The sequence below is a fragment of the Leeuwenhoekiella sp. CH_XMU1409-2 genome, assembly GCF_037029365.1.
GTDB classification, from domain to species: domain Bacteria; phylum Bacteroidota; class Bacteroidia; order Flavobacteriales; family Flavobacteriaceae; genus Leeuwenhoekiella; species Leeuwenhoekiella blandensis.
Genome location: NZ_JAYMEI010000023.1, coordinates 1 through 24,747 on the forward strand (window position 1 = coordinate 1; position 24,747 = coordinate 24,747).

Annotated in this window: 25 protein-coding genes and 1 tRNA gene; 12 read left to right on the plus strand and 14 right to left on the minus strand. The window is 40.8% G+C overall.

Annotated elements, in window-relative coordinates; all coding sequences use genetic code 11:
- Positions 1-103 precede the first annotated feature (103 nt).
- The gene (locus tag WA338_RS17640) at positions 104-463 is read right to left on the minus strand and encodes a toxin-antitoxin system YwqK family antitoxin (RefSeq protein ID WP_009781851.1); all 360 of its coding nucleotides are present in this window, start codon (positions 461-463) and stop codon (positions 104-106) included.
- 276 nt (positions 464-739) lie between these two features.
- On the opposite strand from WA338_RS17640, the gene WA338_RS17645 reads away from it, so the two are divergent.
- A complete protein-coding gene (locus WA338_RS17645; protein ID WP_009781852.1) occupies positions 740-2,986 on the plus strand; it encodes an inorganic phosphate transporter in 2,247 nt (748 codons plus the stop codon).
- A gap of 78 nt (positions 2,987-3,064) precedes the next feature.
- On the opposite strand, the gene WA338_RS17650 is transcribed toward WA338_RS17645, so the two are convergent.
- The 3 genes from WA338_RS17650 to WA338_RS17660 all read right to left on the minus strand — a co-directional run bounded on the left by WA338_RS17650 (position 3,065) and on the right by WA338_RS17660 (position 5,963).
- The gene (locus WA338_RS17650; protein WP_154648977.1) at positions 3,065-4,408 is read right to left on the minus strand and encodes an arylsulfotransferase family protein; all 1,344 of its coding nucleotides are present in this window, start codon (positions 4,406-4,408) and stop codon (positions 3,065-3,067) included.
- Positions 4,409-4,512: 104 nt separating this feature from the next.
- Positions 4,513-5,193, minus strand: a complete 681-nt coding sequence (locus tag WA338_RS17655; protein ID WP_009781854.1) for an HD domain-containing protein — start codon at positions 5,191-5,193, stop codon at positions 4,513-4,515.
- Between the two features lie 2 nt (positions 5,194-5,195).
- Positions 5,196-5,963, minus strand: a complete 768-nt coding sequence (locus WA338_RS17660; RefSeq protein ID WP_009781855.1) for a lysophospholipid acyltransferase family protein — start codon at positions 5,961-5,963, stop codon at positions 5,196-5,198.
- A 151-nt stretch (positions 5,964-6,114) separates the two neighbouring features.
- On the opposite strand from WA338_RS17660, the gene WA338_RS17665 reads away from it, so the two are divergent.
- Positions 6,115-6,477 (plus strand): hypothetical protein, encoded by a 363-nt coding sequence (locus WA338_RS17665; RefSeq protein ID WP_009781856.1) that lies wholly within the window; start codon positions 6,115-6,117, stop codon positions 6,475-6,477.
- A 23-nt stretch (positions 6,478-6,500) separates the two neighbouring features.
- Here the strand turns inward: WA338_RS17665 and WA338_RS17670 are convergent, their stop codons facing one another.
- The 3 genes from WA338_RS17670 to WA338_RS17680 are packed head-to-tail and all read right to left on the minus strand — an operon-like array spanning position 6,501 to position 7,783.
- The gene (locus tag WA338_RS17670) at positions 6,501-7,193 is read right to left on the minus strand and encodes a TVP38/TMEM64 family protein (protein WP_009781857.1); all 693 of its coding nucleotides are present in this window, start codon (positions 7,191-7,193) and stop codon (positions 6,501-6,503) included.
- 3 nt (positions 7,194-7,196) lie between these two features.
- Positions 7,197-7,397, minus strand: coding sequence for a helix-turn-helix transcriptional regulator (locus WA338_RS17675; RefSeq protein ID WP_009781858.1), 201 nt, complete (start codon positions 7,395-7,397; stop codon positions 7,197-7,199).
- Positions 7,394-7,783, minus strand: coding sequence for a hypothetical protein (locus tag WA338_RS17680; protein WP_009781859.1), 390 nt, complete (start codon positions 7,781-7,783; stop codon positions 7,394-7,396). Before WA338_RS17680 ends, WA338_RS17675 begins: the two co-directional genes overlap by 4 nt.
- 236 nt (positions 7,784-8,019) lie before the next feature.
- On the opposite strand from WA338_RS17680, the gene WA338_RS17685 reads away from it, so the two are divergent.
- Positions 8,020-9,147 carry a glycerate kinase gene (locus WA338_RS17685; protein ID WP_009781860.1) on the plus strand — a complete coding sequence of 376 codons (1,128 nt, stop codon included), beginning with the start codon at positions 8,020-8,022 and terminating at the stop codon, positions 9,145-9,147.
- A 2-nt stretch (positions 9,148-9,149) separates the two neighbouring features.
- Entirely contained in the window at positions 9,150-10,487 is a 1,338-nt protein-coding gene (locus tag WA338_RS17690; RefSeq protein WP_009781861.1) for a GntP family permease, read from the plus strand.
- Between the two features lie 77 nt (positions 10,488-10,564).
- Here the strand turns inward: WA338_RS17690 and WA338_RS17695 are convergent.
- Positions 10,565-10,638, minus strand: a tRNA-Asn gene (locus WA338_RS17695).
- A 178-nt stretch (positions 10,639-10,816) separates the two neighbouring features.
- Positions 10,817-12,133, minus strand: a complete 1,317-nt coding sequence (gene rseP / locus WA338_RS17700; protein ID WP_272986413.1) for an RIP metalloprotease RseP — start codon at positions 12,131-12,133, stop codon at positions 10,817-10,819.
- Positions 12,134-12,401: 268 nt separating this feature from the next.
- On the opposite strand from rseP, the gene WA338_RS17705 reads away from it, so the two are divergent.
- The 4 genes from WA338_RS17705 (at position 12,402) to WA338_RS17720 (ending at position 15,652) form a co-directional block, all read left to right on the plus strand.
- Positions 12,402-13,082, plus strand: coding sequence for an SCO family protein (locus tag WA338_RS17705; protein WP_009781863.1), 681 nt, complete (start codon positions 12,402-12,404; stop codon positions 13,080-13,082).
- Between the two features lie 92 nt (positions 13,083-13,174).
- Positions 13,175-13,411 (plus strand): FeoA family protein, encoded by a 237-nt coding sequence (locus tag WA338_RS17710; protein ID WP_040533023.1) that lies wholly within the window; start codon positions 13,175-13,177, stop codon positions 13,409-13,411.
- Positions 13,404-15,506: a ferrous iron transport protein B gene (gene feoB / locus WA338_RS17715; protein ID WP_009781865.1), complete on the plus strand. Its 2,103-nt coding sequence runs from the start codon at positions 13,404-13,406 to the stop codon at positions 15,504-15,506. The genes WA338_RS17710 and feoB overlap by 8 nt, the downstream gene beginning before the upstream one ends.
- A 5-nt stretch (positions 15,507-15,511) precedes the next feature.
- A complete protein-coding gene (locus tag WA338_RS17720) occupies positions 15,512-15,652 on the plus strand; it encodes a hypothetical protein (protein WP_195891569.1) in 141 nt (46 codons plus the stop codon).
- A 1-nt stretch (position 15,653) separates the two neighbouring features.
- On the opposite strand, the gene WA338_RS17725 is transcribed toward WA338_RS17720, so the two are convergent.
- From WA338_RS17725 to WA338_RS17735, 3 genes are read right to left on the minus strand one after another with little or no spacing between them, the layout of a single operon-like run.
- Complete coding sequence (locus WA338_RS17725) at positions 15,654-16,085, minus strand: hypothetical protein (protein ID WP_336094385.1); 432 nt, start codon at positions 16,083-16,085, stop codon at positions 15,654-15,656.
- A gap of 48 nt (positions 16,086-16,133) precedes the next feature.
- A complete protein-coding gene (locus tag WA338_RS17730; protein WP_009781867.1) occupies positions 16,134-16,955 on the minus strand; it encodes a ZIP family metal transporter in 822 nt (273 codons plus the stop codon).
- Between the two features lie 35 nt (positions 16,956-16,990).
- The gene (locus WA338_RS17735; protein ID WP_009781868.1) at positions 16,991-17,641 is read right to left on the minus strand and encodes a metal-dependent transcriptional regulator; all 651 of its coding nucleotides are present in this window, start codon (positions 17,639-17,641) and stop codon (positions 16,991-16,993) included.
- Positions 17,642-17,730: 89 nt separating this feature from the next.
- Here WA338_RS17735 and WA338_RS17740 point away from each other — a divergent pair, with 89 nt between their 5' ends.
- Genes WA338_RS17740 through WA338_RS17750 form a run of 3 tightly spaced genes read left to right on the plus strand, consistent with a single transcriptional unit; the run spans position 17,731 to position 21,783 of the window.
- The gene (locus WA338_RS17740) at positions 17,731-20,085 is read left to right on the plus strand and encodes a TonB-dependent receptor (protein ID WP_272986417.1); all 2,355 of its coding nucleotides are present in this window, start codon (positions 17,731-17,733) and stop codon (positions 20,083-20,085) included.
- 30 nt (positions 20,086-20,115) lie between these two features.
- Complete coding sequence (locus WA338_RS17745; RefSeq protein ID WP_272986418.1) at positions 20,116-20,586, plus strand: thioredoxin family protein; 471 nt, start codon at positions 20,116-20,118, stop codon at positions 20,584-20,586.
- A gap of 42 nt (positions 20,587-20,628) precedes the next feature.
- Complete coding sequence (locus tag WA338_RS17750; RefSeq protein WP_272986420.1) at positions 20,629-21,783, plus strand: lycopene cyclase family protein; 1,155 nt, start codon at positions 20,629-20,631, stop codon at positions 21,781-21,783.
- Here the strand turns inward: WA338_RS17750 and WA338_RS17755 are convergent.
- The gene (locus WA338_RS17755; RefSeq protein WP_272986422.1) at positions 21,780-23,135 is read right to left on the minus strand and encodes a glycoside hydrolase family 43 protein; all 1,356 of its coding nucleotides are present in this window, start codon (positions 23,133-23,135) and stop codon (positions 21,780-21,782) included. The genes WA338_RS17750 and WA338_RS17755 overlap by 4 nt on opposite strands.
- A gap of 162 nt (positions 23,136-23,297) precedes the next feature.
- Between WA338_RS17755 and WA338_RS17760 the strand changes: the two genes are divergently transcribed.
- Positions 23,298-23,543, plus strand: coding sequence for a hypothetical protein (locus WA338_RS17760; RefSeq protein WP_272986424.1), 246 nt, complete (start codon positions 23,298-23,300; stop codon positions 23,541-23,543).
- A gap of 51 nt (positions 23,544-23,594) precedes the next feature.
- Here WA338_RS17760 and WA338_RS17765 read toward each other — a convergent pair whose 3' ends face one another.
- On the minus strand, positions 23,595-24,740 hold the full coding sequence (locus WA338_RS17765) for an efflux RND transporter periplasmic adaptor subunit (protein ID WP_272986426.1): 1,146 nt from the start codon (positions 24,738-24,740) through the stop codon (positions 23,595-23,597).
- Positions 24,741-24,747: the final 7 nt, after the last annotated feature.

Below are 24,747 nucleotides of genomic sequence, written 5' to 3' on the forward strand. Positions count from 1 at the left end.
AAAAAATCCGGTGAAGCTAGCTTCACCGGATTGATTTAAACTTTTAAAAACTGTCAACCTATTTTAGGACGACTCAGTACTTTGTTTTTACAAACCGGAAGGTTTACTCATTGCTCACTACACGCTCGCCCTCAATTTTCCACGTATTAACACTGGTAATTTGAGACTGGCTATAGTCTACTTCTTTCAAGGTGTCGTCATTCCAGAAAAACCACTTACCGGTTTTCTCTCCTTTTTCATAATTCGCTACTGCGGTTTTAATACCATTCTTGTCGTAGCTGATCCACTCGCCTTGAAGTTTTCCATCTTCGGTGTAGTAACCCTTTTGACTAACCTGCCCATTATCGTGAAACAAAGTTGCTTTAATTAAATTACCTTCTTTTACATAAACATTCTTTTTCTCTTGTGCTGTTGCAAAACTTACAGCACCCAAAAAGACAACGGTAATAAGTAACTTTTTCATAATAAACAGTATTTGGGTTAAACTTTACTTTACAAATATATTAAAATATTAAACATAAAGAAACATTTACGTAACATTGAGTTAACATTAAAATTATAATAAACTTATTTTCAGTTACTTGAATTTTAATTTTAACGTAAAATCAAGCTTTTTTCTAGTTTTTTTAACCCTTATACCGCATCTTCGACAGCATTTCTAGCTATACTTATAACCTTTGCATAACATTCAACTTTAAAATAAATTTCAAATTTGCACATTTAAACGACAGACCCTTTTATGGATAATATATACTTGATTATGCTTATCGCTCTGGCCATTCTCGCCATTGCAGATTTGGTTGTTGGCGTAAGCAATGATGCAGTTAATTTCTTAAACTCGGCGATAGGTTCTAAAGCGGTAAGTTTTAAAACCATTATGATCGTCGCAAGTATTGGTATCGCTTTTGGAGCCCTCTCTTCTAGCGGAATGATGGAAGTTGCCCGTAAAGGGATTTTCGTTCCAGAAAAGTTCTATTTTGACGAGATCATGATCATCTTCATGGCAGTCATGATTACCGATATTTTACTGCTGGACTTTTTCAACACGCTGGGATTACCTACTTCTACTACGGTTTCTATTGTATTTGAACTTCTTGGAGCGGCATTTTGCATGACCTTCATCAAGCTATCAGGCAACTCAGATACGTTATTGCACCTAGGTGAATACATCAATTCTGACAAAGCGATAGAGATTATCGTGGGTATTTTGCTTTCGGTGGCTATTGCCTTTACAGTAGGTGCCCTCGTTCAGTTTGTTACACGCTTGCTTTTAACCTTCAATTTTGCAAAACGCCCAACTTGGAATGCAGCAGCATTCAGTGGTATCGCGACCGCTGCGATTAGTTACTTCATTATTATTAAAGGGCTTAAAAGTGCAGATTTTGTTCAAGGCGAATTCTTAGACTGGGCCAATGCAAATGTTATGTCTTTTATCGGCTTAAGCTTTATCGCTTGGTTCATTATTTCATATATCCTTATCAAAGCATTTAAACTGAATGTTTATATCATGGTTATCGTCGTAGGTACGTTTGCGCTTGCCATGGCTTTTGCCGGCAATGACCTGGTAAACTTTATCGGGGTTCCGATGGCTGCCTATAATTCTTATGAAATTTGGCTTGCAAGTGGCGAACCGGCAACAACCTTCACTATGGAGTCTCTTGCTGAAAAAGTACCCACACAGCCATTTTTACTACTTGCAGCAGGTCTAGTGATGATCCTAACGCTTTGGTTTTCTAAAAAAGCCCGTCGTGTTGTAAAAACATCAGTTGATCTATCCCGTCAAGACGAAGGTCAAGAACGTTTTAAAGCAAATGCAGGATCGCGTGCACTCGTACGCAGTGCAATGAAAGTAAATGCAGGTCTTATGTCTGTATTGCCAGATTCTGCTAAGAAAATGATCGAAAAACGCTTTGCAAAACCTAAAGTTACTTCAAGAGTTGCAACCATAGATATGCCGGCTTTCGACTTGGTACGTGCTTCGGTAAACCTGATGATTGCCAGTGTACTTATTTCGGTAGCTACTTCGCTTAAATTACCGCTTTCTACAACTTATGTGACATTTATGGTGGCTATGGGTAGTTCGCTTGCAGACCGTGCCTGGGGAAGCGAGAGTGCCGTTTACCGTGTTGCCGGGGTTCTTAATGTTATTGGAGGCTGGTTTATGACCGCGCTTAGTGCATTTACCGCCGCAGCGATAATGGCTTTTATTTTATACAAAGGCGGAAGCATTGCTTTATTCTTACTTTTTGCTGCTGCAGTAGCTATTTTGGTTCGTAATTATATGAATCATAAAAAACGCTCTGAAGCCGAAGCAGAAGAAGGCCGACTTATGCGCGCGGTGAGTAATTCAATTCAGGGAATTATAAATGAAAGTACCACCAATGTTGCTTCAGCATTCAAACGCGGAAGCAAAGTATATGCAGGAACCATAGAAGGTCTTGCAAAAGTTGACCTTGGTAAACTGAAAAAGAGTAAAAAAGGAATTGCCAAACTCAATACAGAAGTTGAAGAGTTGCGTAACAGCTTATACTACTTCATCAAAAATCTTGATGAAACTCACGTTCAAGCGAGCCGTTTTTATATTGATGTTTTAGGTTATTTACAAGATGTGACGCAGTCTATAGATTTTGTTACCACCTCAAGCTACAATCACCTCAACAACAACCATAAGGGACTTAAGTTTACACAGCTTAAAGACCTTAAGGAAATAGAAGAAAAATTAGAGAAATTGTTCTCTAAAATCGAAGACACCTTCAATGCCAAAAATTTTGATGATCTTCTTTCTATACTTGAAGAAAAACAAAATTTGCTTGACAGTGTTTCTCAAAAAATTGAAAAGCAGGTAGAACGTACACGCAGTGCAGATTCTAGTCCTAAAAACACTATGCTTTACTTCAGCATTCTTCAAGAAACTGAAGATCTCATTAAAGCAACCATGAATCTCTTAGAGCATTATTATATCGAGCATAAGAAACATATGCAATAGCGATAGCTTTTAAAAACTGCACAACTAAAAAGCCCCTTGAAAATTAGATTTTCAAGGGGCTTTTTTTATTTACTTAGACTACAATTCAAAGGCTTCTAACAATTCATCATCCTTATCATAAGGATAAGCTCTCCACGTAAAACCTGTTCCTTCATATTTCCAAACGACTTCTTTGTCTTGCGTTACCTCCCAACAGCCATAATCTCCTTCGGTGATGAGCGTATTACCATTACTCATGCGATAGGCTCCAGAAACTCTTGGCGCAAATAAATCTTCATCAGTAAAACTCCATACCACCTGAAGTTCGTTGTCGCTTTCCGCTTTTAACTCATAGTTTGCCGGTTGTTGCAATTCATAAACGACAGATTGTGTAACACCTCCTAGTCCGCCGTTAGCATAAACCATCACATTATTAGACTCCGGAACCATATTTACGCCGTGATTATAGAAAAAGGAACGCTCACCTGCAGTGTTGTTATAAGCTCCGGGATTACCAAATCTATAGACTAAATCACCCGCAGTACCCGAAGCTTCTTCTGTGGTTGTATTATGATCTATGACCCATACTTCGCTATAAAAATTGACGCTCATAAAAACAAGGTCGTGCTCTTCATCGTAGGCAATCCCGTTAGCGTGCATAATATCGCCATTAAAGCTATCTGCCTCGCGCAAGGGATCCCGATAATTGAGATCTATCAACTGCGGATGTTCTGCGATTGTTCCAAAATTCGGCTTGTCTTGATTTAGATCTTGTATGGTATGATCCCACGAACTCCATTGCCATACGATCTCGTTTGTATTAGGATTGATTTCTATAAGCTTTTCGGCATAAATCACATCATCCTGATAGGCATAGCCAAAGCTTTCTTGCGCTTCATCAAGCGGCCTTCCTTCCCAAATTAAGACCAGAATATTACCATTGGGTAAGCGCTCTACATCGTGATGCCCTAATTCAAATGCTGTAGCTACTATATAACTCCATTTTACTGAATTATCAGGGTTTACCAATTGCACTACACCACCATATCCTCCAAAACTAAAAGAAACGTCATCCGCTATTAAACTAACGAGCAATTCTGAATTTTCAATCAACTCAGCGTCGTTACCTATTCCGCGTTCAAGTTCCCACTCATGGCGTATTTCAGCTTTGTCCTTGTTGATCAAATACACCCTGTTAAAACCTACGTCATTCACGAGTACATAACCGTCGCCAGCCAAACTCTCATTATATAGCTCTACTTCGCCGGCGATCTCGTACTCACTTTGTGGTTCTTCTGGCTCCTCGGGTTCTTCTGGTTCTTCTGGTTCTTCAGGAAGATTTTCTTCTGGTTTTTCTTTTTCGACCTCTTCAAAATTAGGATTGTCCTCGGAACAGGCCACAGAAAGACTTAGCCAACAAAGGCATAGGATAATTTTTCTCATAACATTTTTTGATTGAAGAATGGCACATTATGCGCCAATTGCCGCTTCTAAAATAGACAAAAAACGTTTGAAACTATTGAAAACGAAATACTTATTGAAAAAAGCTATTTTTTCCCTTCCCATTCTGCGTAAAATTGCTCGAGAAAATCTAGCATAAACTGGTGACGTACCTGAGCAATTTGACGGGCAGTTTCAGTATGCATTTTATCTTTTAACAAGAGTAATTTCTCATAAAAATGATTGATGGTAGGCGCCTCAGACTTTTTATATTCTTCGGCAGTCATATCGGGTTTTGGAGGAATTGCAGGATTGTATAGTTTTCGGTTTTTAAAGCCACCGTAATTGAAGGTTCTGGCAATACCAATAGCGCCTATTGCGTCCAAACGATCTGCGTCCTGTACGATCTTGAGTTCTATACTTGAATAGTCTGATTTAGGATTTCCGCCACGATATGAAACATTAGCGACGATTTTCACTACAGCTTCTAGGCGTGAAAAAGCAACATTTTGAGATTGTAAAAATTCACGCGCCATTTTAGGACCTATTTGCTCGTCTCCCTTATAAAACTTTGAATCTGCTATATCGTGAAGCAGAGCGCCTAAAGAAACTACTACTACATCTGCTTCCGTCTCGCCTTTAGCGATATTTAAAGCGTTTTTGTACACCCTCAAGGTATGAAACCAGTCGTGACCTCCTTCGGCTTCTTCTAGAGTCTTCTTTACATAAGCGCTGGTCTTTTCGATCAGGAGAAGATCAGACTTGTTTAGCTTTAACGATTCGGTCATTTTTAAATCAGTTTTGATTTTCGCGTATGCGCTTTAACACTAGGAAAATCGGCCAATACGATATCCTGTACGCGTTTTACAAGTTCTTCAGGATCATTCCCGGCAACCGGGATCGGCTCGTGAACGGTATGCTTTACGTGCACTCCAATATCCTGAGGAAAACCACCCCAACGCATCAGCTTCCAAGAATTGTTGATGGTAACCGGCACGATAATAGCCGTAGGCATAAATTTAAATAAGGTTATAAGTCCGCCGGTGGCAAATTGCTTAGGAATGCCATCTTTACTACGGGTCCCTTCAGGAAAAATCACCACAGAGCGATTGGTCTTATTCAAGGTTTTAGTAAGATCGCGTATCGCCATAATAGATTGCCGCTTATCCTTGCGATCAATCAATGCCGAACCACCTTTTCTCAAATTATACGAGATACTGGGAATACCTTTACCCAATTCAATTTTACTTATGAATTTGGGATGTAAACGTCGTAAATACCAAATTATAGGTGAAATATCCCATTGTCCCTGATGATTGGCAACAATGATAATAGGTTGATCACGCGTAATCGTATGTGGGTTTTCAAAAGTAAACCGTGTACCCAGCAAGTTCAAGCATTTTAAAATGCTGAAATTTAAATAGTCTACACTTTTTTTATGCGCCTGATATCCAAACCAATTATAGCACACCCATTGTACAGGATGAAATATTACGATCGTCAAACCAAAAGCCAGATAAAAAATCACGCTTAAGGGATAGGCAAAAAACTTTCTCATGAACTTATAAACTTATTGGCAAAGAAAACACATAGCCGTGAGCCTGCAAATTTAATCAACCGCTCACTTTAAAAAATAAAATGTCATTTGGGGGAAAATCCCCTTATACAGTATTTGTCTTGCTAATACATTTGATACAAAATAATAGTACTTGAGAAAAATTCACAAAATAAGACTTACAGTGGTGTTGCTATTACTCAATTGTATAGCCTATGGAGTGAATTATTTTGAATTTAGCCCGAAAATTGAAGCTATTTCTGAAAGTACAACTTTTGAAATATTTTTATTTACAGATAAGGAGACCGGTACTAAATCTTCGTTGTTACAAGTTGGGGAATTTTTGCAGGATCAAGATGGTTTTTGGCCTTTTGAATCGTTTTATGTCGAAACACCTAAAGGCACCAATCAGCATACCGGAAGATTCAGAGGATTTTTTACCGGTTATCTTCTTTCAGAATTTCTATTTTATAACCTAATGATACTAGCTATAGTCGTTTTCATCAAGCTATGGTGAATTTTTAGCCTTAAGACCAGGATTTATTTTTTGCTTTTCTTTCGCCTTTTAGACCAATAGACATACAGTGCAAAAATAATCACACTCACTATAGACCCCCAGAGCAACCCATTTTCTAACCCGTCTGAACTTTCACCCATAATGGCAATAAAAAGCGTGAGCGGTGCGATCCCGGCGAGTGTTGCTCCCAAGAATTTTAGGTAATTCATTTTCAAAATACCGCCTACAAAGCTTATCGCATCATTAGATAAAAACGGATTGAGACGTGTGATTGCAATTGCCCAAAACCCGTAGTCGTTTAAAAAATCTTCAAGTTTATCTTCGGTTGAAGAACCTACCAAATTTTTAACTACCCCATCGCCTAATTTTCTACCTAAAAAGTAACCAACGGTTGAGGCGCAGCTTATCGCTAATGCCACGAGCAAACTTCCCCAAACCGGACCATAAGCCAGAATACAAACGACCATAAGTGCAACCGAAGGAATTACGATCAAAAACATTTGTACGATCATTGCCAGGATCAACACCACAGGCCCTGCCCATCCAAAAGAAGCTATCCAATTCTTGATTTCTTGCTCGTCGCCACCAGATAAAACCTTCCAGGCTTCATCAAAAAATTGTTGCGCCTCCGGAATAAAAAAATAGGCCAGAACCAATCCTGCTAACAGGAGTACAGATAAGATTTTGGGTAGATGCTTTAGGATTTTATCGCGCATGAATTAAGATTCAGATTCATAAACAAACAGCTCTTCTATACTGCAGTTAAAAACCGCTGCCAACCGAAAAGCTGTAGGTAAGCTGGGATCAAATTTACCTTTTTCTATGGCATTCACCGTTTGCCGTGACACCTCAATTTGTTGCGCCAAGTCACTTTGTGTCATTTTTAACGCCGCTCGTAATTCTTTTATATTGTTTTTCATGAGTACTTGCGCGCATTAAAGAATACACAAAGGATGTAAGTAATCCCCATAAAAAGCACCAAAAAGCTTATTTCGGCATCCTGTTTTATCAGGTTTGTAGTGTCTAACTGGGAGTATGCAATACCACCTACCACTGCAAGCCCCAATGTCAATGCCATAGATTCTAACTGTATTTTGCGCTGCAACTCATCACCGTCATTCACAAACTTACGATTGGCCATCACCATTCCCACGCCTACTGCAAGACTTAAAATTATCGCTAAGCCTGTAATAATTTGAGATTCCCATAAAAATTGAGAACCAAAGGTGACTAAGGCAGTAGTGGCGACCCAAGCCATAGACCATTTTGCCAACCGGTTTCTTGATGTGATTAATTTTGAATTCATACTATTTGATTTTTGATTAATGTAAAGTTTACTTGACAAAGATAAGTAATATTTTAAATGTAAAGCAAACTTTACATTTATTTTTTATTTCAGTAAACTACCTTGAGCCAAATATCTGGGTATTATACGCTTTGGCGGTGCCAGCTAACTACTTCAGGGCAAGCCTCGGAGAATTAAACCCTTTGGCGGCGCCAATAAAAACGCTAAATTTCTACAACTAACCCTATCGCCTTATCATGCCTAGAATTCTAATTGCTCCAGATTCTTTTAAAGAAAGTCTTACCGCAACGCAAGTTTGTAGGGCTATTGCTGAAGGACTCCAAACGATAAATCCCAAGCTGCAAATAGACCAGTTGCCTTTTTCTGACGGCGGCGAAGGTGCTTTTGAACTTTTTGAAGCGTTAAATCTGGGAAGCACGATTGCTTGTGATGCTCAGGATCCTCTGGGTCGCTCTATAAGCGCATCTTATTACGGTTTTGAGGATGGAAAAACTGCCTGGATCGAATTGTCTCAAGCATCGGGAATCGCGCTTTTAAAAGATGCAGAAAAGAATCCGATGCTCACATCAACCTTTGGCACCGGATTACAGCTGAAGCATGCCTTAGAAAATGGGTTTAAAAACATCCTATTGGGAATAGGCGGAAGCGCAACTAATGATGTCGCAACAGGCATTTTTACCGCTTTAGGCGGAAAACTTTTAGACCACGCAGAAAATGCTATTCAGGCCCGCGGGGAGCATTTGGGGACTGTAGCTGGTTTAGATTTTGACCACCTCATACCCGAGCTCGAATCGGCACAACTTACGGTCGCCTGTGATGTTTCTAACTTGCTACTTGGAGCAACGGGGGCAGCAACTATTTATGCACCGCAAAAAGGTGCTACTCCGGCGCAGGTCACAGCCCTAGAAAAAGGCGCCGAACATCTAGCGCAAATCATTCAGCAAAAAACAGGAAGAACGATTACAAGCATTGCCGGTGGTGGCGCTGCAGGAGGAACAGCCGCCGGAATGTACGGCTTCTTCAACAGCAAACTTGAACCCGGCTTTGAATTACTCAGCAAATTGGCAAACTTAGAAGAACGCGTAAAACAAGCCGATTTGATCATCACAGGAGAAGGAAAAACCGATAACCAAAGTCAGTACGGTAAAGTGCCCTTCAAACTCGCAGAATTGGCTCGTAAGCACAATAAACCGCTTTACCTCTTTGCCGGAAGCGTTCAGGCAGATCAAAATGTTTTAACTGCCGCCGGAATCACTAAAGCCATTGCCATTAAAACAGAAACGATGGCTTTGGAATACGCAAAGACCAATGCTTTTGAGTTGCTTAAAAATGCGGTTGCACACCATTTAAAAACACAACTATAACTATGGGCCTCGATCTACTCTATATTTTACTTGTTGTTATTTGGATCATCGTGGGCACAAGCTACCTGCGCTGGCATCCCTTTTTCGTATTGCTTATTAGCGCCTTAGGCCTGGCCTTTCTTCTTCAGATCCCATTAGAAGAAATCCCGGAAACGATAAGCACGGGTTTTGGCGCAATGTTTAAAAATATAGGACTGCTGATTCTTTTTGGCGCGTGGATTGGCGTGGCGCTAGAAACTACCAATGCCACAACTGCCATTGCTAAAGGCATCATTAAAAAACTCACCATTTTACCCTTACCTTTTGTCATAAGTGCTTTGGGCTATCTCGTTTCGATCCCGGTTTTTTGTGATGCCGCTTTTGTTATTTTAGCTCCGTTAACCAAAAAACTAGCGCTCAACAATACCGCCAGACGTAACGCCTTAACAGTTGCGCTTTCCACCGGATTGTTTTCGGCTCACGTATTGGTGCCACCAACTCCGGGACCTTTGGCAGCTGCGGGCAATCTTCAGCTCGAAAATTTATACCTGTTGCTTTTAGCAGGCGGAATTTTTGGTCTTGTACTGATGCTTATCGGTGCCTTTTTCTCGTATTATTTCTTCAGAAAAAGCAATCAGCACGATGCATTTGATCGCAACAATTTGGAAACCTATTTTGATCAAAACACCGATCTTCCTTCATTTTCAGCAGCCATTTGGCCTTTGGCACTTCCTATTGTACTAATGGCAGCAGCTTCAATCATCCCTCTGTTTTTTGAAGGTTCCAATCTATTCATCGATATACTTCTATTTCTGGGAGATCCTGCCATTGCCCTTCTAGCCGGTGTATTAGTTGCCTTCAGCATCTGTAAAAAACAACAACGAGATATTTCTGAAATTATTAAAAAAGGAATGGAGCAAGCTGCTCCTATTCTCTTGATTACAGCGATGGGTGGCGCTTTGGGAACCGTTATTCAAACCGCAAATCTTACCGAAGGGATCAATTTAGAATCTTTTAGTAATGGATTGGGCTTGGCGATTCCTTTTATATTGGCCGCTTTACTCAAATCGGCTCAAGGTTCTTCTACCGTCGCGATCATCACCATAAGCTCTATAATGCTGCCGTTGCTTCCTGCATTAGGTTTTGATTCTGAACTGGGCAAAGTATGGGTAATTCTAGCCATCGGAGCAGGATCTCTCACCGTATCGCACGCTAATGATTCGTATTTCTGGATCGTAAGTCAACTGGGAGAAATGCCGGTAAAAGAAGCCTACCGCAAACACACCTTAGGCACCTTGCTTCAAGGAGTCGTGGGGTTTGTTATTCTGTTTTGTACGTATAGCGTGTATTCGGCCTTTTAATGGATAAGATTGTGGTACTAAACAAACCATCTACAAACAAAAAAGCCTCAACTACAAGTAGTTAAGGCTTAATTTTGCTCCCCCTCTTGGGCTCGAACCAAGGACCCTTTGATTAACAGTCAAATGCTCTAACCAACTGAGCTAAGGAGGAATTTAATCTTTCAATTTTTAAAGTCACACAGGGTATCGCAATACTTCTGTTTTTGTTGTGCCTTAAAGAACGCTTCGCTTATTTGCTGAAAGCGGATGCAAATATACACAACTATTTAAACCCACAAAACTAATTTTAAAAAATATTTGATAGATTTTTTATCGTCGTATTTTTTGGCTTAGCTACCGGTAATCCAGCGGTAAATGTCATTTCCGTTAGCGTATAATACTAAGGCAATTAGCAAGAAGAACCCTATCATCTGTGCATACTCTAGAAATTTATCGCTCGGCTTTCTTCCGGTGATAATCTCATACAATAAGAACATCACGTGCCCACCATCTAAAGCAGGAATTGGTAGAATATTCATAAACGCGAGTATGATCGAAATAAAAGCCGTGGTTTCCCAAAATGATAACCAGTTCCAGGTATCTGGAAACAATCCCGCGATCGCACCAAAACCACCTACTTGAGACGCACCCTTTTTAGTAAACACATATTTAAACTGTGCCACGTAGTCGTGCAACTTCCAATACCCGTGATTGATTCCCTTAGCAATACTTTCTCCAAAAGAATACTTAACCACTTTTGATTTGTAATTGGCTTTAGGATACACCCCAAAATTTCCGTCATCATCTAAGGTTACGGTAGTGTTTGCCAGTTGCCCATCACGAGAATAGGTCACGGCATACTCGGTAACGCCCTCTTCTTTACGCGCTTTAAAATCAGTCCAGGTATTGATTGCTTCATCATTAATTTGAGTAAGCACATCCCCTTTTTTAAGTCCGGCTTTTGCCGCTGCAGATTCAGGAACAACACTATCCAATACCGGTTTAATCAAAGGAGTTAGAGCATCAGTCTCTCCAGACTGAAACATTTTGGTCCCGATATCTTCCGGAATAGTGATCGTTTCTTCGCTTCCGTCAGTGTGCGCTACAGTAATTGTATTCACATCGCGCAACATCATATCGCGATTGATCGCCAGATTATTTTCGTAAGGCGCTCCATTAACCGCCAGAATCTGATCTCCGTCTCTAAAACCGTATTCTTTAAATCCTTCAGAAACCTCAATTCCGTCAGGCATTTGCTCAGGCCCTACCACCGGATTACCGTAATAGGCAATGATCATTATGTAGATAAAAAAACCAAGAATGATATTTACGGTTACCCCACCAATCATCACAATAAGACGCTGCCAGGCCGGTTTTGAGCGGAATTCCCACTCCTTAGGCTCTTGTGCCATCGCTTCCTTATCCATACTCTCATCGATCATCCCGGCGATCTTCACATAACCTCCAAGCGGAAGCCAACCTATCCCATAAACGGTCTCGCCTATTTTCTTTTTGAAAAGCGAAAACTTAACATCAAAAAAGAGGAAGAATTTTTCTACGCGTATTTTAAAAAGACGGGCAGGAATAAAATGCCCAAACTCGTGAAGTACTATTAATAGTGAAAGGCTCAAAAACAACTGAGCTCCTTTTACAAAAAATGGATCCATAAAAAATTTATCTAACTAGTGGCAACTAACCACCGCCTTATTAGTAGCAAAAACAACTTTCAACAGGAGCTTATCATCAGTAATTCTACCTAAGGGTAGTTTAACTTATGATGATCGCACCACGATTAAAAAGTGCACAAAAGTAACCTTTTACTTCCGCATTCAAAACTTTGCGTCACACCGCTTTGGTTAAATCGCAAAGATTAAAGGCTTCCGGCTTTGTTACCGAGGTTTCAGACCGTAATTTTGCAGTCATAAAACACGCGTTATGCTTCAGTTTTTTGCTAAATACAAAAAGTTTGCCATCGTGATGGCGATTCTTTCCGCAGTTATACTTTACACCTTTTACACCTTAATGCAACCGGCGCCCAGTCTTCCGATCTATCAACCAACTATGGTAGATAATACGCTTGTAGACAGCACGGTTCAGTTTGTAAAAAAATACCATAAAATAGCCGATTTTGAATTGGTAAATCAAAATGGAGAAACCATCACTCAGGATGATTATCCCGGGATTTATGTAGCCGATTTTTTCTTTACCACCTGCCAGACCATTTGCCCGATTATGACCGAGCATATGGTTCAAATTCAGGAAAAGTTGAAAGATGATCCTTCGGTTAAATTGCTCTCGCATACGGTGATCCCTGCAACCGACACTGTTGCTCAGCTTAAACGTTATGCTTTAGAAAAGGGCGTGAATGACTCCAAATGGAATCTTGTAACCGGTCCTAAAAAAGAGATTTATGACCTTGCCAGAAAGAGCTACCTCGCTGTAAAAACTCAGGGCGATGGCGGTAAATATGATATGATTCATACCGAAAATTTTATGCTCATCGATTCTAAAAAACGCATTCGCGGCTATTATGACGGTACCAATCCTGAAGCTATTGAAGATCTTTTAGAAGATATTGCTATTCTAAAAGCGATTGAAGGTGACGAAAACTCTTAAACCTTCGGTTTTAAGGCAGTTTGTAGCTAAAATCTTTTCGCATCTGTTGGTTTTCGTTTACTTTTGCCTTGTTTAAATTCAATCTAAATAAATTGACTACTTCCTTAGATCTTTTGAAGCGCGGCGAGAAAGCCATTATTGTAGAGTTTACCTTAAACATGGTTCCTCTAAAGCTTTTAGAAATGGGTTGCCTTCCCGGCAACGAAGTAGAACTGGTACAAATCGCGCCTTTTAAAGACCCGATGTACCTCAATATTAACGGCAGCCATCTTGCCATACGTAAAGAGACTGCGAGTCATATCACTGTAGAAAAGCTCACTCATGAGTAAACAGCTCAATGTAGCCCTTATAGGAAATCCTAACACCGGTAAAACTTCGGTTTTTAACCAGTTGACCGGTCTTAAACAACAGGTAGGAAACTACCCGGGAATTACTGTTGAAAAGAAAGAAGGTATTTGCAAACTGCCACGCGGAGTTAAAGCGCACATTCTTGACCTTCCGGGAACCTACAGCCTTAATGCGAGTTCGCTTGACGAGAATGTGGTCATTGAACTGCTTCTCAATAAAAACGACAAAGACTATCCTGATGTTGCTGTTGTAGTTTCTGATGTAGAAAATCTTAAACGGAATCTACTCCTCTTTACCCAGATCAAAGATTTACACATCCCCACGATTCTGGTTATCAATATGGCCGATCGTATGGAGCGTAAAGCCATAAGTCTTGATATTGAAAAACTTGAGGAGCGCCTAGAAACCAAAATTGCGCTGGTAAGTTCGCGTAAGAATACCGGTTTTGATAAGCTGAAAGAACTCATTGGCAATTACAAAAATCTTTCTGTAGAACCTTGTGTAAACGCTTCGGTGATCGCTCCGGAATATTTTGACCGTTTGCGCAAAGCTTTCCCAAAGCAAGATTTGTATAAACTGTGGTTGGTGATCACCCAAGATGTGAATTTTGGTAAACTCGACAGAAATGAGATGCAAAGCATCAGCACATTTCAAACCGAAAGTAAATCAAATCTTAAGCGGCTTCAGCAAAAAGAAACCATCGTACGCTATCAATTTATCAACGGTGTTTTAAAAGAAACCTTAAGCATAGATCATCTGGCGGCCAAAGATTTACGCAGCCGCTTAGATCGTGTGCTTACGCATAAGGTGTGGGGTTACCTCATTTTCTTTGCCATCTTACTCCTTATTTTTCAGGCGATTTACGACTGGTCTTCTTATCCTATGGATTTGATCGATGAAGGTTTTGCCGCGATGGGTGAATGGGTGCGCAACACGATGCCTCCAGGTGCTTTTACCAATTTGATCTCTGAAGGAATCATCCCGGGTCTTGGCGGTATTGTGATCTTTATTCCGCAGATTGCCTTTTTATTTTTATTCATTTCGTTACTCGAAGAAAGCGGTTATATGAGTCGTGTGGTCTTTTTGATGGACCGTATTATGCGTCGTTTTGGTCTTAGCGGAAAAAGCGTTGTGCCTCTCGTTTCGGGAACTGCCTGCGCCATTCCTGCGATTATGGCCACCCGAAATATTGAGAACTGGAAAGAACGTCTTATCACGATTTTGGTTACGCCATTTACGACCTGTAGCGCGCGTTTACCGGTATATCTTATTATCATTTCGCTTGTGATCCCTGACGAGCGTGTGTTGTACATCTTCAATCTGCAAAGTTTAGTGTTGATGCTCTTGTACCTCATCGGTTTTGGAACTGCCATTCTTTCGGCTTGGATTTTAGACCGAATTTTAAAAATAAAGAGCCGTACTTTTTTTGTTATTGAAATGCCCAATTATAAGTTGCCGTTATTCAAAAACGTAGCCTATAATGTCATCGAAAAAACAAAATCATTTGTCGTTGGTGCCGGAAAAATAATTCTAGCGATCTCTATCGTACTGTGGGTTTTAGCCTCTAACGGGCCGGGCGACGCTTTTTCTAATGCTGAAGAAAACAGCATCGCGCGAATGGAAGCCGGCGAGTTTCCTGAAAGCGAACTAGACAAACATATTGCTTCAGAAAAGCTCGAGTATAGTTACATAGGTTATATGGGTAAAGCCATCGAGCCGGTTGTGCAACCTTTAGGTTACGACTGGAAGATTGGTATAGCTATTGTGAGTTCTTTTGCGGCACGTGAGGTATTTGTGGGAACGCTCGCAACCATTTACAGTGTGGGAAGCGATGAAGAGGAAACCATTAAAAACCGAATGGCAGGTGAGGTCAATCCTATTCTTGGCGGACCTTTATTCAATCTTGCCAGCGGGATTTCCCTGCTGCTGTTTTATGCCTTTGCCATGCAGTGTATGAGTACACTCGCGATTGTTAAACGCGAAACCAACACCTGGAAGTGGCCGATACTACAACTTGTAGTTATGAGTGGTTTTGCTTATGTTGTAGCATTAGTTGCTTATCAACTTATAATTTAAAAGTTATGATACAGAATATTTTAGTCGTATTGATCTTTCTTTTTGCCGTAGGATATCTGGTAACCAAATACATCTGGAAGCCGGCCTTTCTAGGCGGAAAATCTAATGATAAATCCTGCGGAAGCGATAACTGCGGTTGTCATTAAGTTAAAAAAGACTCCAAACCACATTAAGCACATAATCTTCCTGCTTGATTTTTGGCTGAGATACGTCGGGATAAGGTGAAACAGAATGCCCCATCAATTCTTGAGCTGAAGAATTAAAAAGCGTTTTTGCCGGACTGTTCAAATTCACTTTTCGGGTTTCAATAGGTTTTCCATCTTTAAAGATCGAAGCTTCTACCACTACTTCGCCTGCCCAAACACAGGTTGTATTTTTTGGGCACCGTGAGTCGATCACTTTTGTAAGTTCGATTTCAACATCACCAAAAGTAACCCGTTCCCCAAACGGAACTTTCACTACTATTTGCGGTACTTTAACCGGTTCTTCAGCAACAATGCTGTCTTGTTTTTTGATGCTAATTTGGGCAGAGACGGTAAAGCTTATGAGGCTGATTAAAATAAATACGACGGTTTTCATAAATAATGCGTTTACTATAAAGACGTATTTATTTCAATCTGTTGCAAATTATCCTAACCCTACATCAAGCGTCATCATCAAGATAAAGCCACCTATGAAGCCCATCGTTGCAATATCGGTATGATTTCCTTGTTGGGTTTCGGGAACTACTTCTTCGACCACTACAAAGATCATCGCCCCTGCTGCAAAAGCAAGCGCATAAGGTAAAATAGGCTGAAACGTCATCACCGCATAGGCGCCTACGACCGCTGCAATAGGCTCTACAATTGCCGAAAGCTGCCCATAATTAAAACTTTTCCACCTGCTGAATCCTTGTCGGCGTAAGGGCATCGCCACCGCAAAACCTTCGGGAAAATTTTGTAAACCTATACCTATTGCCAGAGCCACGGCACCTCCAATAGTTGCGCCGTCAAATCCTGCCGCCACACCTCCAAACAAAACACCCACAGCTAAACCTTCTGGGATGTTATGCAGCGTGATCGCCAGCGTAAGCAGTACCGATTTGTGCCAAGGACTCCTAATTCCTTCCTTATCTTCCTCTTTAAAATTGACATGTAAATGCGGCAAAACCTTGTCAAGACCAAATAAAAATGCAGCTCCTAAAGCAAAGCCCACCGCTGCAGGAATCACTTTAACAAACCCATCACCCGGACTCATTTCAATACCGGGCGCAAGCAAACTCCAGAAACTTGCCGCGACCATCACACCGCCGGCAAATCCCAACATAGCATCAAATAATGCCCTGTTCATTCCTTTAAAAAAGAACACGAGCGCAGCTCCTAAAGCAGTCACACCCCAGGTAAAGAGTGTCGCGTAAAACGCTCCTAAAACCGGGTCCAAAGTTTCAAAATAGTTGATTATATCATTCATAGGATTTACAATTCTAAATAGTGAAGTTGGTTAATTTAAATGCGCACATAAATATGTTCTGTAGCGATTTGGGAAAGTAAGAGTTCGCGATCATCTATGCGCACGGTCATACTTTTATCAAACTCTTGAATGTTAACGATCTCAAGAACACTGCCCAGACGTATATTTTGCTGATCTAAAAACTGAAGAAACGAGGAGGAAGTATCGTTTACGCCAATACACGTACCTGTATCCCCCGGTTGCAATTGCGACACGCGTTTCTTCTCTAGCTTTGCAATGTTACCTGCTTCATCAGGAATGGGATCTCCGTGCGGGTCGTGCTTGGGATAACCTAAAAATTTATCCAATTCCCGAATCAGTTTATCCGATTTGATATGCTCCAACTGCTCGGCGACATCGTGAATCTCGTCCCAACTGAAATCGAGTTTATTAGCCAAAAAAGTTTCCCACAAACGATGTTTACGAATCACTTTTAATGCGGAAACCGCTCCGGAATCTTTTAAAATAACACCTTGATACGGCTGATAATGTACTAACCCCTTCTCATCCAGCTTTTTGATCATTTCAGTTGCTGAAGCCGGTTTTGTGTCAAGATACTTCGACAACACATTAGTACTCACTCCTTTAGGATGCTCTTTTTGTAACGTATATATCGATTTTAAATAGTTTTCTTCAGAAAAAGTCATACTGCTTTTTAATTATACCACAATAATACACCAAATTTATCAAATATATTTTTTAGGTTTGCCTAAACTTTAATTTTTAAAAACCTTAAATGTCTGTTAAGTACGTATTTATTTTGCTTCTTTGTCCTTTCTTCTTAAAAGCACAAGAACACGTGATGCTTTCAGGAAGCGTTTCAGACGGAACCAATCCCATTCCGTTTGCAACTATTCTCGTAAGCGGAACTACAACGGGTGCTTCTGCAAATGAAGACGGAAACTTTCAGCTGCAACTACAGCAGGAACCAGTGACTTTGATAGTTCAGGCAGTAGGTTTTAAAACCCAACGCCAAACGATCACGCCTTCGGCTTATAAAAATTCAGTTTTAAAGATCACCCTTCAAGAGGATCTTTTGGGTCTGGAAGAAGTTGTGGTCAGTGCCACGCGCAATCACATCAGTAAAAAAGAAGCTCCGGTTATCGTAAAAGTCTTGAGCCCCAAACTTTTTAAAGCTACACAGTCGATCTCGCTTGCCGATGGTTTGAATTATCAACCCGGCGTTCGGGTAGAAACCAACTGCCAAAATTGTGGTTTTACGCAAGTGCGCCTTAACGGTTTAGAAGGGCAGTACACGCAAATTTTGGTCAATAGCCGACCGGTATTTAGCGCGCTCAACGGCGTTTACGGCTTAGAGCAAATTCCGGTGAGCATCATAGATCGTGTAGAAGTTGTGCGCAGTGGCGGCTCGGCGCTTTTTGGCTCTAATGCGATTGCAGGAACCGTAAATATCATTACTAAAGAACCCGTCAACAACAGCTGGGAAGTGAACAGCAACCTGGCACTCATCGATGGAACAACCGCAGACCGAAGCCTTAACCTCAACACCTCGATCGTAAGTGAAGATCTTACCACCGGCGTTACCCTTTTTGGAATGTACCGCGATCGGGACACCTATGATGCGAATGGTGATGGCTTTAGCGAAATCACCAAACTCACCAACCATTCTTTTGGTACAAAAGCCTTTTACCGCCCCAATGATAACAGCAAAATAGGTTTAGACCTTACCGCGATCAAAGAATACCGCCGCGGCGGGGACCGCGTGGATCTCGCTCCACAATTCACAGATATTACTGAAGAACTCGACCACAACACCTTTTTTGCCGGCGCAGATTATGAGTTATACAATGACGAGCGCACCACTAATTTTACAGCCTATGCTTCTATACAACATACCGATCGTGTCAGCTATTACGGCGGTTTGGGAGGTGGAAGAACAGCAGCAGATTCTGTCGCCGCCAACAATGCCTTTGGAAACACTAAAGATCTCGCGTTGGTTTCAGGAGCAAAATTCAGTTATACGTTTGCTAACGATGATGTTTTAACCAGCGGACTGGAATATCAATTGAACAATACCGAAGATGCGATTCCCGGTTATAATCGCATTGTTGATCAACGTGTGAACAGCGTCGGACTTTACAGTCAGTACGAGTGGAAACCTATTGAAGCGTTCACGACCCTACTTGGGGCAAGACTCGATCATATTTCGGTAGATGGGTTTTATAGCATTCAAGATATTGAGCGCCGTTCTCAAGTTTCAGAGACCGTTTTGAGTCCGCGTATTACGGTGCTTTTTGACATTACAGCAGATTTGCAATTTAGAGGAGGCTACGCACGTGGATTTCGAGCGCCACAAGCTTTTAATGAAGATCTGCACATCAGCTCCGTTGGCGGCGCGCAGCGCTTTGCGATTCTAAGTGACGACCTGGAAAGTGAGTTTTCTAATGCCTACACCGCCTCGCTAAATTTTACCAAAGACTTCAACAAAACACAAACCGCGCTATTGATCGAAGGCTTTTATACCTCTTTGCAAAACCCGTTCACTTTGGTAAGCACGGGCGCTTCACTGCCCAACGGCGCCATTCTTGATGAATCCCGTAACGGAAGCGGTGCCTATGTCGCCGGCACCAACATTGAACTTACCGTCTCCCCCAATCAAGACTTGTATTTTCAAGCCGGAATGACCTTCCAAAAATCAATTTATAAAGAAGATCAGGTGCTTTTTGAAAGCGACGGAACTGTTCCCGGAGAACGCGATGTCATCGTTTCAGAATTTACCCGCTCCCCCAATCTTTACGGCTTTTTGAATGCCAACTGGGTAATGAGTGAAGCCTTTAAACTGGATCTCACTGCGAGTTATACCGGCAGTATGATCGCACCGCACGTCATAAGTGATAGCGGTTTTATGCTGCTTGAAAAAACGCCCGATTTTGTTGATATCACACCAAAACTCACCTATCATCTTGACGTGAAAGATACATTTCACGTAGAGCTGAGCACGGGCGTTCAAAATGTGTTTAACAGCTATCAAAACGATTTTGATCAAGGACCGCTTAGAGATTCAGATTACATCTATGGTCCTAATCGACCGCGTACCTTTTTCTTCGGAATACGCTTCGGCAACTTCTGAGTGCGGGCCGCACAGGCAAAATGGATTATTATGAAAAAAATGCTACTGTTTCTATTTCTTTCTTGTGGAAGCCTTATTGCTCAAAAGAGCGATCAGCAAATCAATTGGTTAAGCTGGGAACAATTAGAGTCTGCTTTAGCTGAAAAACCAAAAAAAACCTTGATATTTTTCTACGCCGATTGGTGCGCGTATTGCAAAAAAATTGATCGTGTCGTTTTCACAAAGCCCGAAGTAATAAAAAAAATCAATCAGGATTTTTACGCAGTCAGAATGAATGCTGAAACTACAGACACCATCATTTTTGATGGAACGTTGTTTACCAATCCGCTTGCAAAAACCCAGCGCAATGCAGTGCATCAACTGGCGGCGCTGTTAGGCTCTAGAGAAAACTACGCATTCTCACTACCGGTTACTTTATTTTTTGATGAGCAATTCAAAGTGAAACGTCGTGTATTTGAATATTACACTTCAGAAGAATTAATGAAGTATTTAAACCAATAGACCGTTGCCGGGACGCATTTTTAATCCTAGTTTTAAACACAGATGGAACATGCTTCAAATCACTTCGACTATATCATCCTCGGCGCCGGACTTTCGGGCTTGATGCTGGCGTATCGAATGAGTCAGGATGCTTTTTTTAAAGATAAATCGGTTTTAATTCTTGATAAGTCAGACAAAACAAAGAACGATCGTACTTGGTGTTTTTGGAGTGAAGATACGAGGGAGTGGGATTCTATTATTTCCAAAAAATGGAGCAAAATTCGTTTTAAAAGCACAGGATTTGATGCTGAAATTCCCCTTACCAACTACACCTACAACAAAATTGAAGGACTCGATTTTTACCAATTCCTTTTTGAAAAGCTTCAGTCTTCAAAAAACATCATTTTTAAAACGGAAACCTATGTTTCACATATAGAAACTCCGACTTCGGTTGTGGTTCAAACGCAAACGGCCCGATACACAGCGACAAAAATGTTTACCAGTATTCTTCCTGCGGAAAGACTTACCGATCAAAATCGATATCCTGTTTTACAACAACATTTTATAGGTTGGGAAGTGCGCACTCAAGAGTCCATTTTCGAGTCTGAAGTGGCTACGTTTATGGATTTCTCCATACCTCAAAAAGGTAACACCCGCTTTATGTATGTTTTGCCTACGGCGAAAAATAAAGCCTTGGTAGAATACACGCTTTTTTCTGAAAACTTACTTCCTAAAACCGAATATGAAGCGGCGATTGAAGATTATATGGATGCCTTGGGCGCTTCAGAATATCAAATAACGGTAACAGAGCAAGGCAGCATTCCGATGACCGCCTATCCTTTTGAACAACACAATACTCAAAATGTATTACACATAGGTACAGCCGGCGGCTGGACCCGTGGAAGCACTGGTTACACCTTTACATACACCTTAAAACGTACCGAACAACTAATTGATTTTTTAAAAACAGAAACCGACTTTTCTCAGTTTAAAATAGCCGATCGCTACCGCTGGTATGATTCGATTTTTCTCGATGTTTTGTATCGCAAAAACGAAATGGGCGCTGCGCTTTTTACACAGATGTTTCAAAAAAATGATGTTGCTTCAATTTTTAGATTTCTAGATGGCGAAAGCAGCCTCAAAGACGATTTGAACATTATCTTAAGTATGCCTAAAAAAGAGTTTATCAAATCGTTTTTGGGTTTTATAAAACGTTAAGGTTTATAAGGTGCGACAACCTTGAGTTTATCCCCCGAAAGGTCTACCTCAAACAAATGCGGAACTCTGTGATACTTTCCATTAACTACCGCGTGGCTGTGTGCTGCCATAAGCATTTTGCCATCCAAAGTTTTAAACAACATACCGTGACCATAATTGCGCGGCGTAATAGGATCTTTTTCCTGAATCCAAGGCCCGTCTAAAGTGCCACTCTCAGAATAGGCAACACCTTGAACGTACTCATCATAGATCCAGCTGGTCCACAAAATTCCTAGTTTTCCGGTTGCGGTTTTAAACAAGAATGGACCATCAGTAACTTTATTAGGTTTATCATTTCCGTCTTTGTCTTTTTCGCGTGACCAGGGAGAAGCGCTGGCTTTAAATAACAATTCACCATTCCCTACCGAACCGCTTAAATCGGGTTTCAGTTCTATTTTTTCTATGGTTCCGTTTCCATTTTGCAACCATTCATAACAATACACCATATAAGGCTTCCCATCTTCGTCTACCCAAAAAGTTCCATCTAAAGTGGGCATATCTGCAGGCAAATACGTCTCGTCTTCCATAGGTTTGTATGGCCCAAAAGCCGAATCACTAACTAAAATGTGACTCGCGCGCCGTTCGATCACATTGCCGTCGACCGTGTCTATCTTCACCGCCCTGTTGGTGAAAGTGGCAAAATCGTAATACTTGTCTTTGTATTGATGTAATTCTGCCGCCCAAATCATAGGTTTGGGTCCCATCCAAGAGTCGGGATCGGTTTCTACAACATCAAACGGACCTTCCCAATAGGCCAAGTCTTTGCTTTTCCACATCTTGCCACCCGTACCCGTCATATAGTACATTTGAGTCGCTTCATCTGCCAAAATATAGGGATCGCTCAGCCGTATGGAATCTATCGCTGTTAAGTGGGTTCTATCCTTTTTTACGTGTATAGACTGTCCTGTAAGCTTCCAGCTACCCTTTATTTTCTCAAGCATTCGTATTTCTACCGTTTTACTTATACTTCCGTCAGGTGCGGTTGATTGCTCATCGTGACTCACCCAGGCTTCATTCCCGTCAATGTGAAATCTATAATTTGAATTGACTGAAGTTCCTCCCGAGCCCATCATCCCTTCCGGCGGGTTGATCATCAATTGAGGATCCAGATCGATCACTTGTCCGTCGCCGGTAGAGATCAAAATACGGCTATAGGGTTTAATTGCCCAGCAGCTAGCGTGCCCCTCAACATCACCAGAACGCCAGGTAGCCGATTCTTTTTCTAAAATCTTGATGATCGCTGCTTCTTCTTTGCTTTGTGCAAAAATGCTAGCAAAAACGAATAAAAACAGCACAAAAATTGAACCTTTCATAATTAAAGGAGTCTAGAATTATTAATCTTTAAGCCCTCTAACATAATAATTATTTCGTGAAAATTCTATGTATACTTCTTTATCAACTTACAGGCTACTACCACAAATGTAACAGTATCAAAGATTTCCCGTTATATACATAGAAATTATAAATAATAGAATATGTATAAAAAATTAATTAACGACTTAAAAGGGAAAAAATACCCTACTTTTCACGTGAAAACTGAATTAAAAATCAAGGCCGAATTATCTGATGCTTTAAGTGATGCAGATTTTGAATTATCTGAATTAAAAAAAGCATTTAAAATTAATTCTAGTCAAATCACTTATAAAGAACAATACTCTGAATTAACTTTGGAGATAGAGATTGAAGGCAACGATGGCTCTTATGGCTTAGAAATTAGATAGCAAATAACCTCACAGATTTTAAAGATCTGTGAGGTTAAAAGCATTTCAGTTTTACTCCTGTATCAAATCAAAAGCTCCTTCAGTAAGGAACTGAGCATCATTTTTAAAATCTTCAGCATTTAAGATCTGGGTCATGCCGTCCTGGGTATTACCCGGTTTTACTTCTACCCTATCAAACAAATAACTTCCGTTTTGTTGCTCTTTCAATTGAAGAACGTAATGCGTGTTCCCAAGCTTTACCACCGCTTCATTTGGCAAGGCAAATCCTTCAGCAGAACCGGTTTCAATTTGAGCTTCAATAAACATCCCTACTGCAAAATTTGGAGTCGCTTTCTCGTGCTCAATATGCCCATGAACGGTTACTGTTCGGCCTTCCTGATTGAGCGAATTCCCTATTAAATGTACTTCGCCTTCATATTTTTGATCAGAAGATTCAGGAATGGTAAACTGAATTTTTTGTCCCTTTTTAACCTTAAGCATATCTTTCTCAAAAACTTCAAGCTCTAAGTGAATGTGGTCTATATCTACGATTTCCATAATAGGATCGGCCGAAGAAACATAACTCCCTTTACTCACAAAAGTCTCTGCAATTGTCCCGGTTATAGGCGCAAAAATGCTGGCTTGCGTGGTGTAAGCGCCCTGTAAAACACGCTCCGGACTTATATGCAGCATTTCTAATTTTTTACGCAAACCGGTATAAGTTGCCAAGCTTCTTTTGTACTCGCTTTCTGCTTTTAAAAAGTTTTTCTTAGAAGTAATGTTTTCTTCCATAAGCGCTTGCTGGCGCTCATACTCTGACTTTAAATAATCAAGCTGTTCTGCCAATTCTTGAAACTGCTGTTGAATTTCTACAAACTCAGGGTTCTCTAAAGTGATCAAAACCTGACCTTTTTTTACCGCGTCTCCTATAAGCAAGGGATTGTTTTTAATATAACCACCCATAAAAGCAGTGATCACCGCTCTATTTTCGGGAGGAACATCGATCATTCCGCTGGCTGCTACCCAGTTAGGAAAGCTTGCTTCTTTAAGCCTCCCTAATTGCATGGAAGCACCGGAGAATTGCGCTTTGGTCACGGTTACATCTGCGCTTGCTTCAGTCGTTTCTGCTGAAGTTAAAGTTTCTGTTTCTTTAGTTCCGCAGCCTATTAAGATTAATAAAAGGCTGAACTGTATTACTATGAGGATTGATTTTTTCATCGTTATG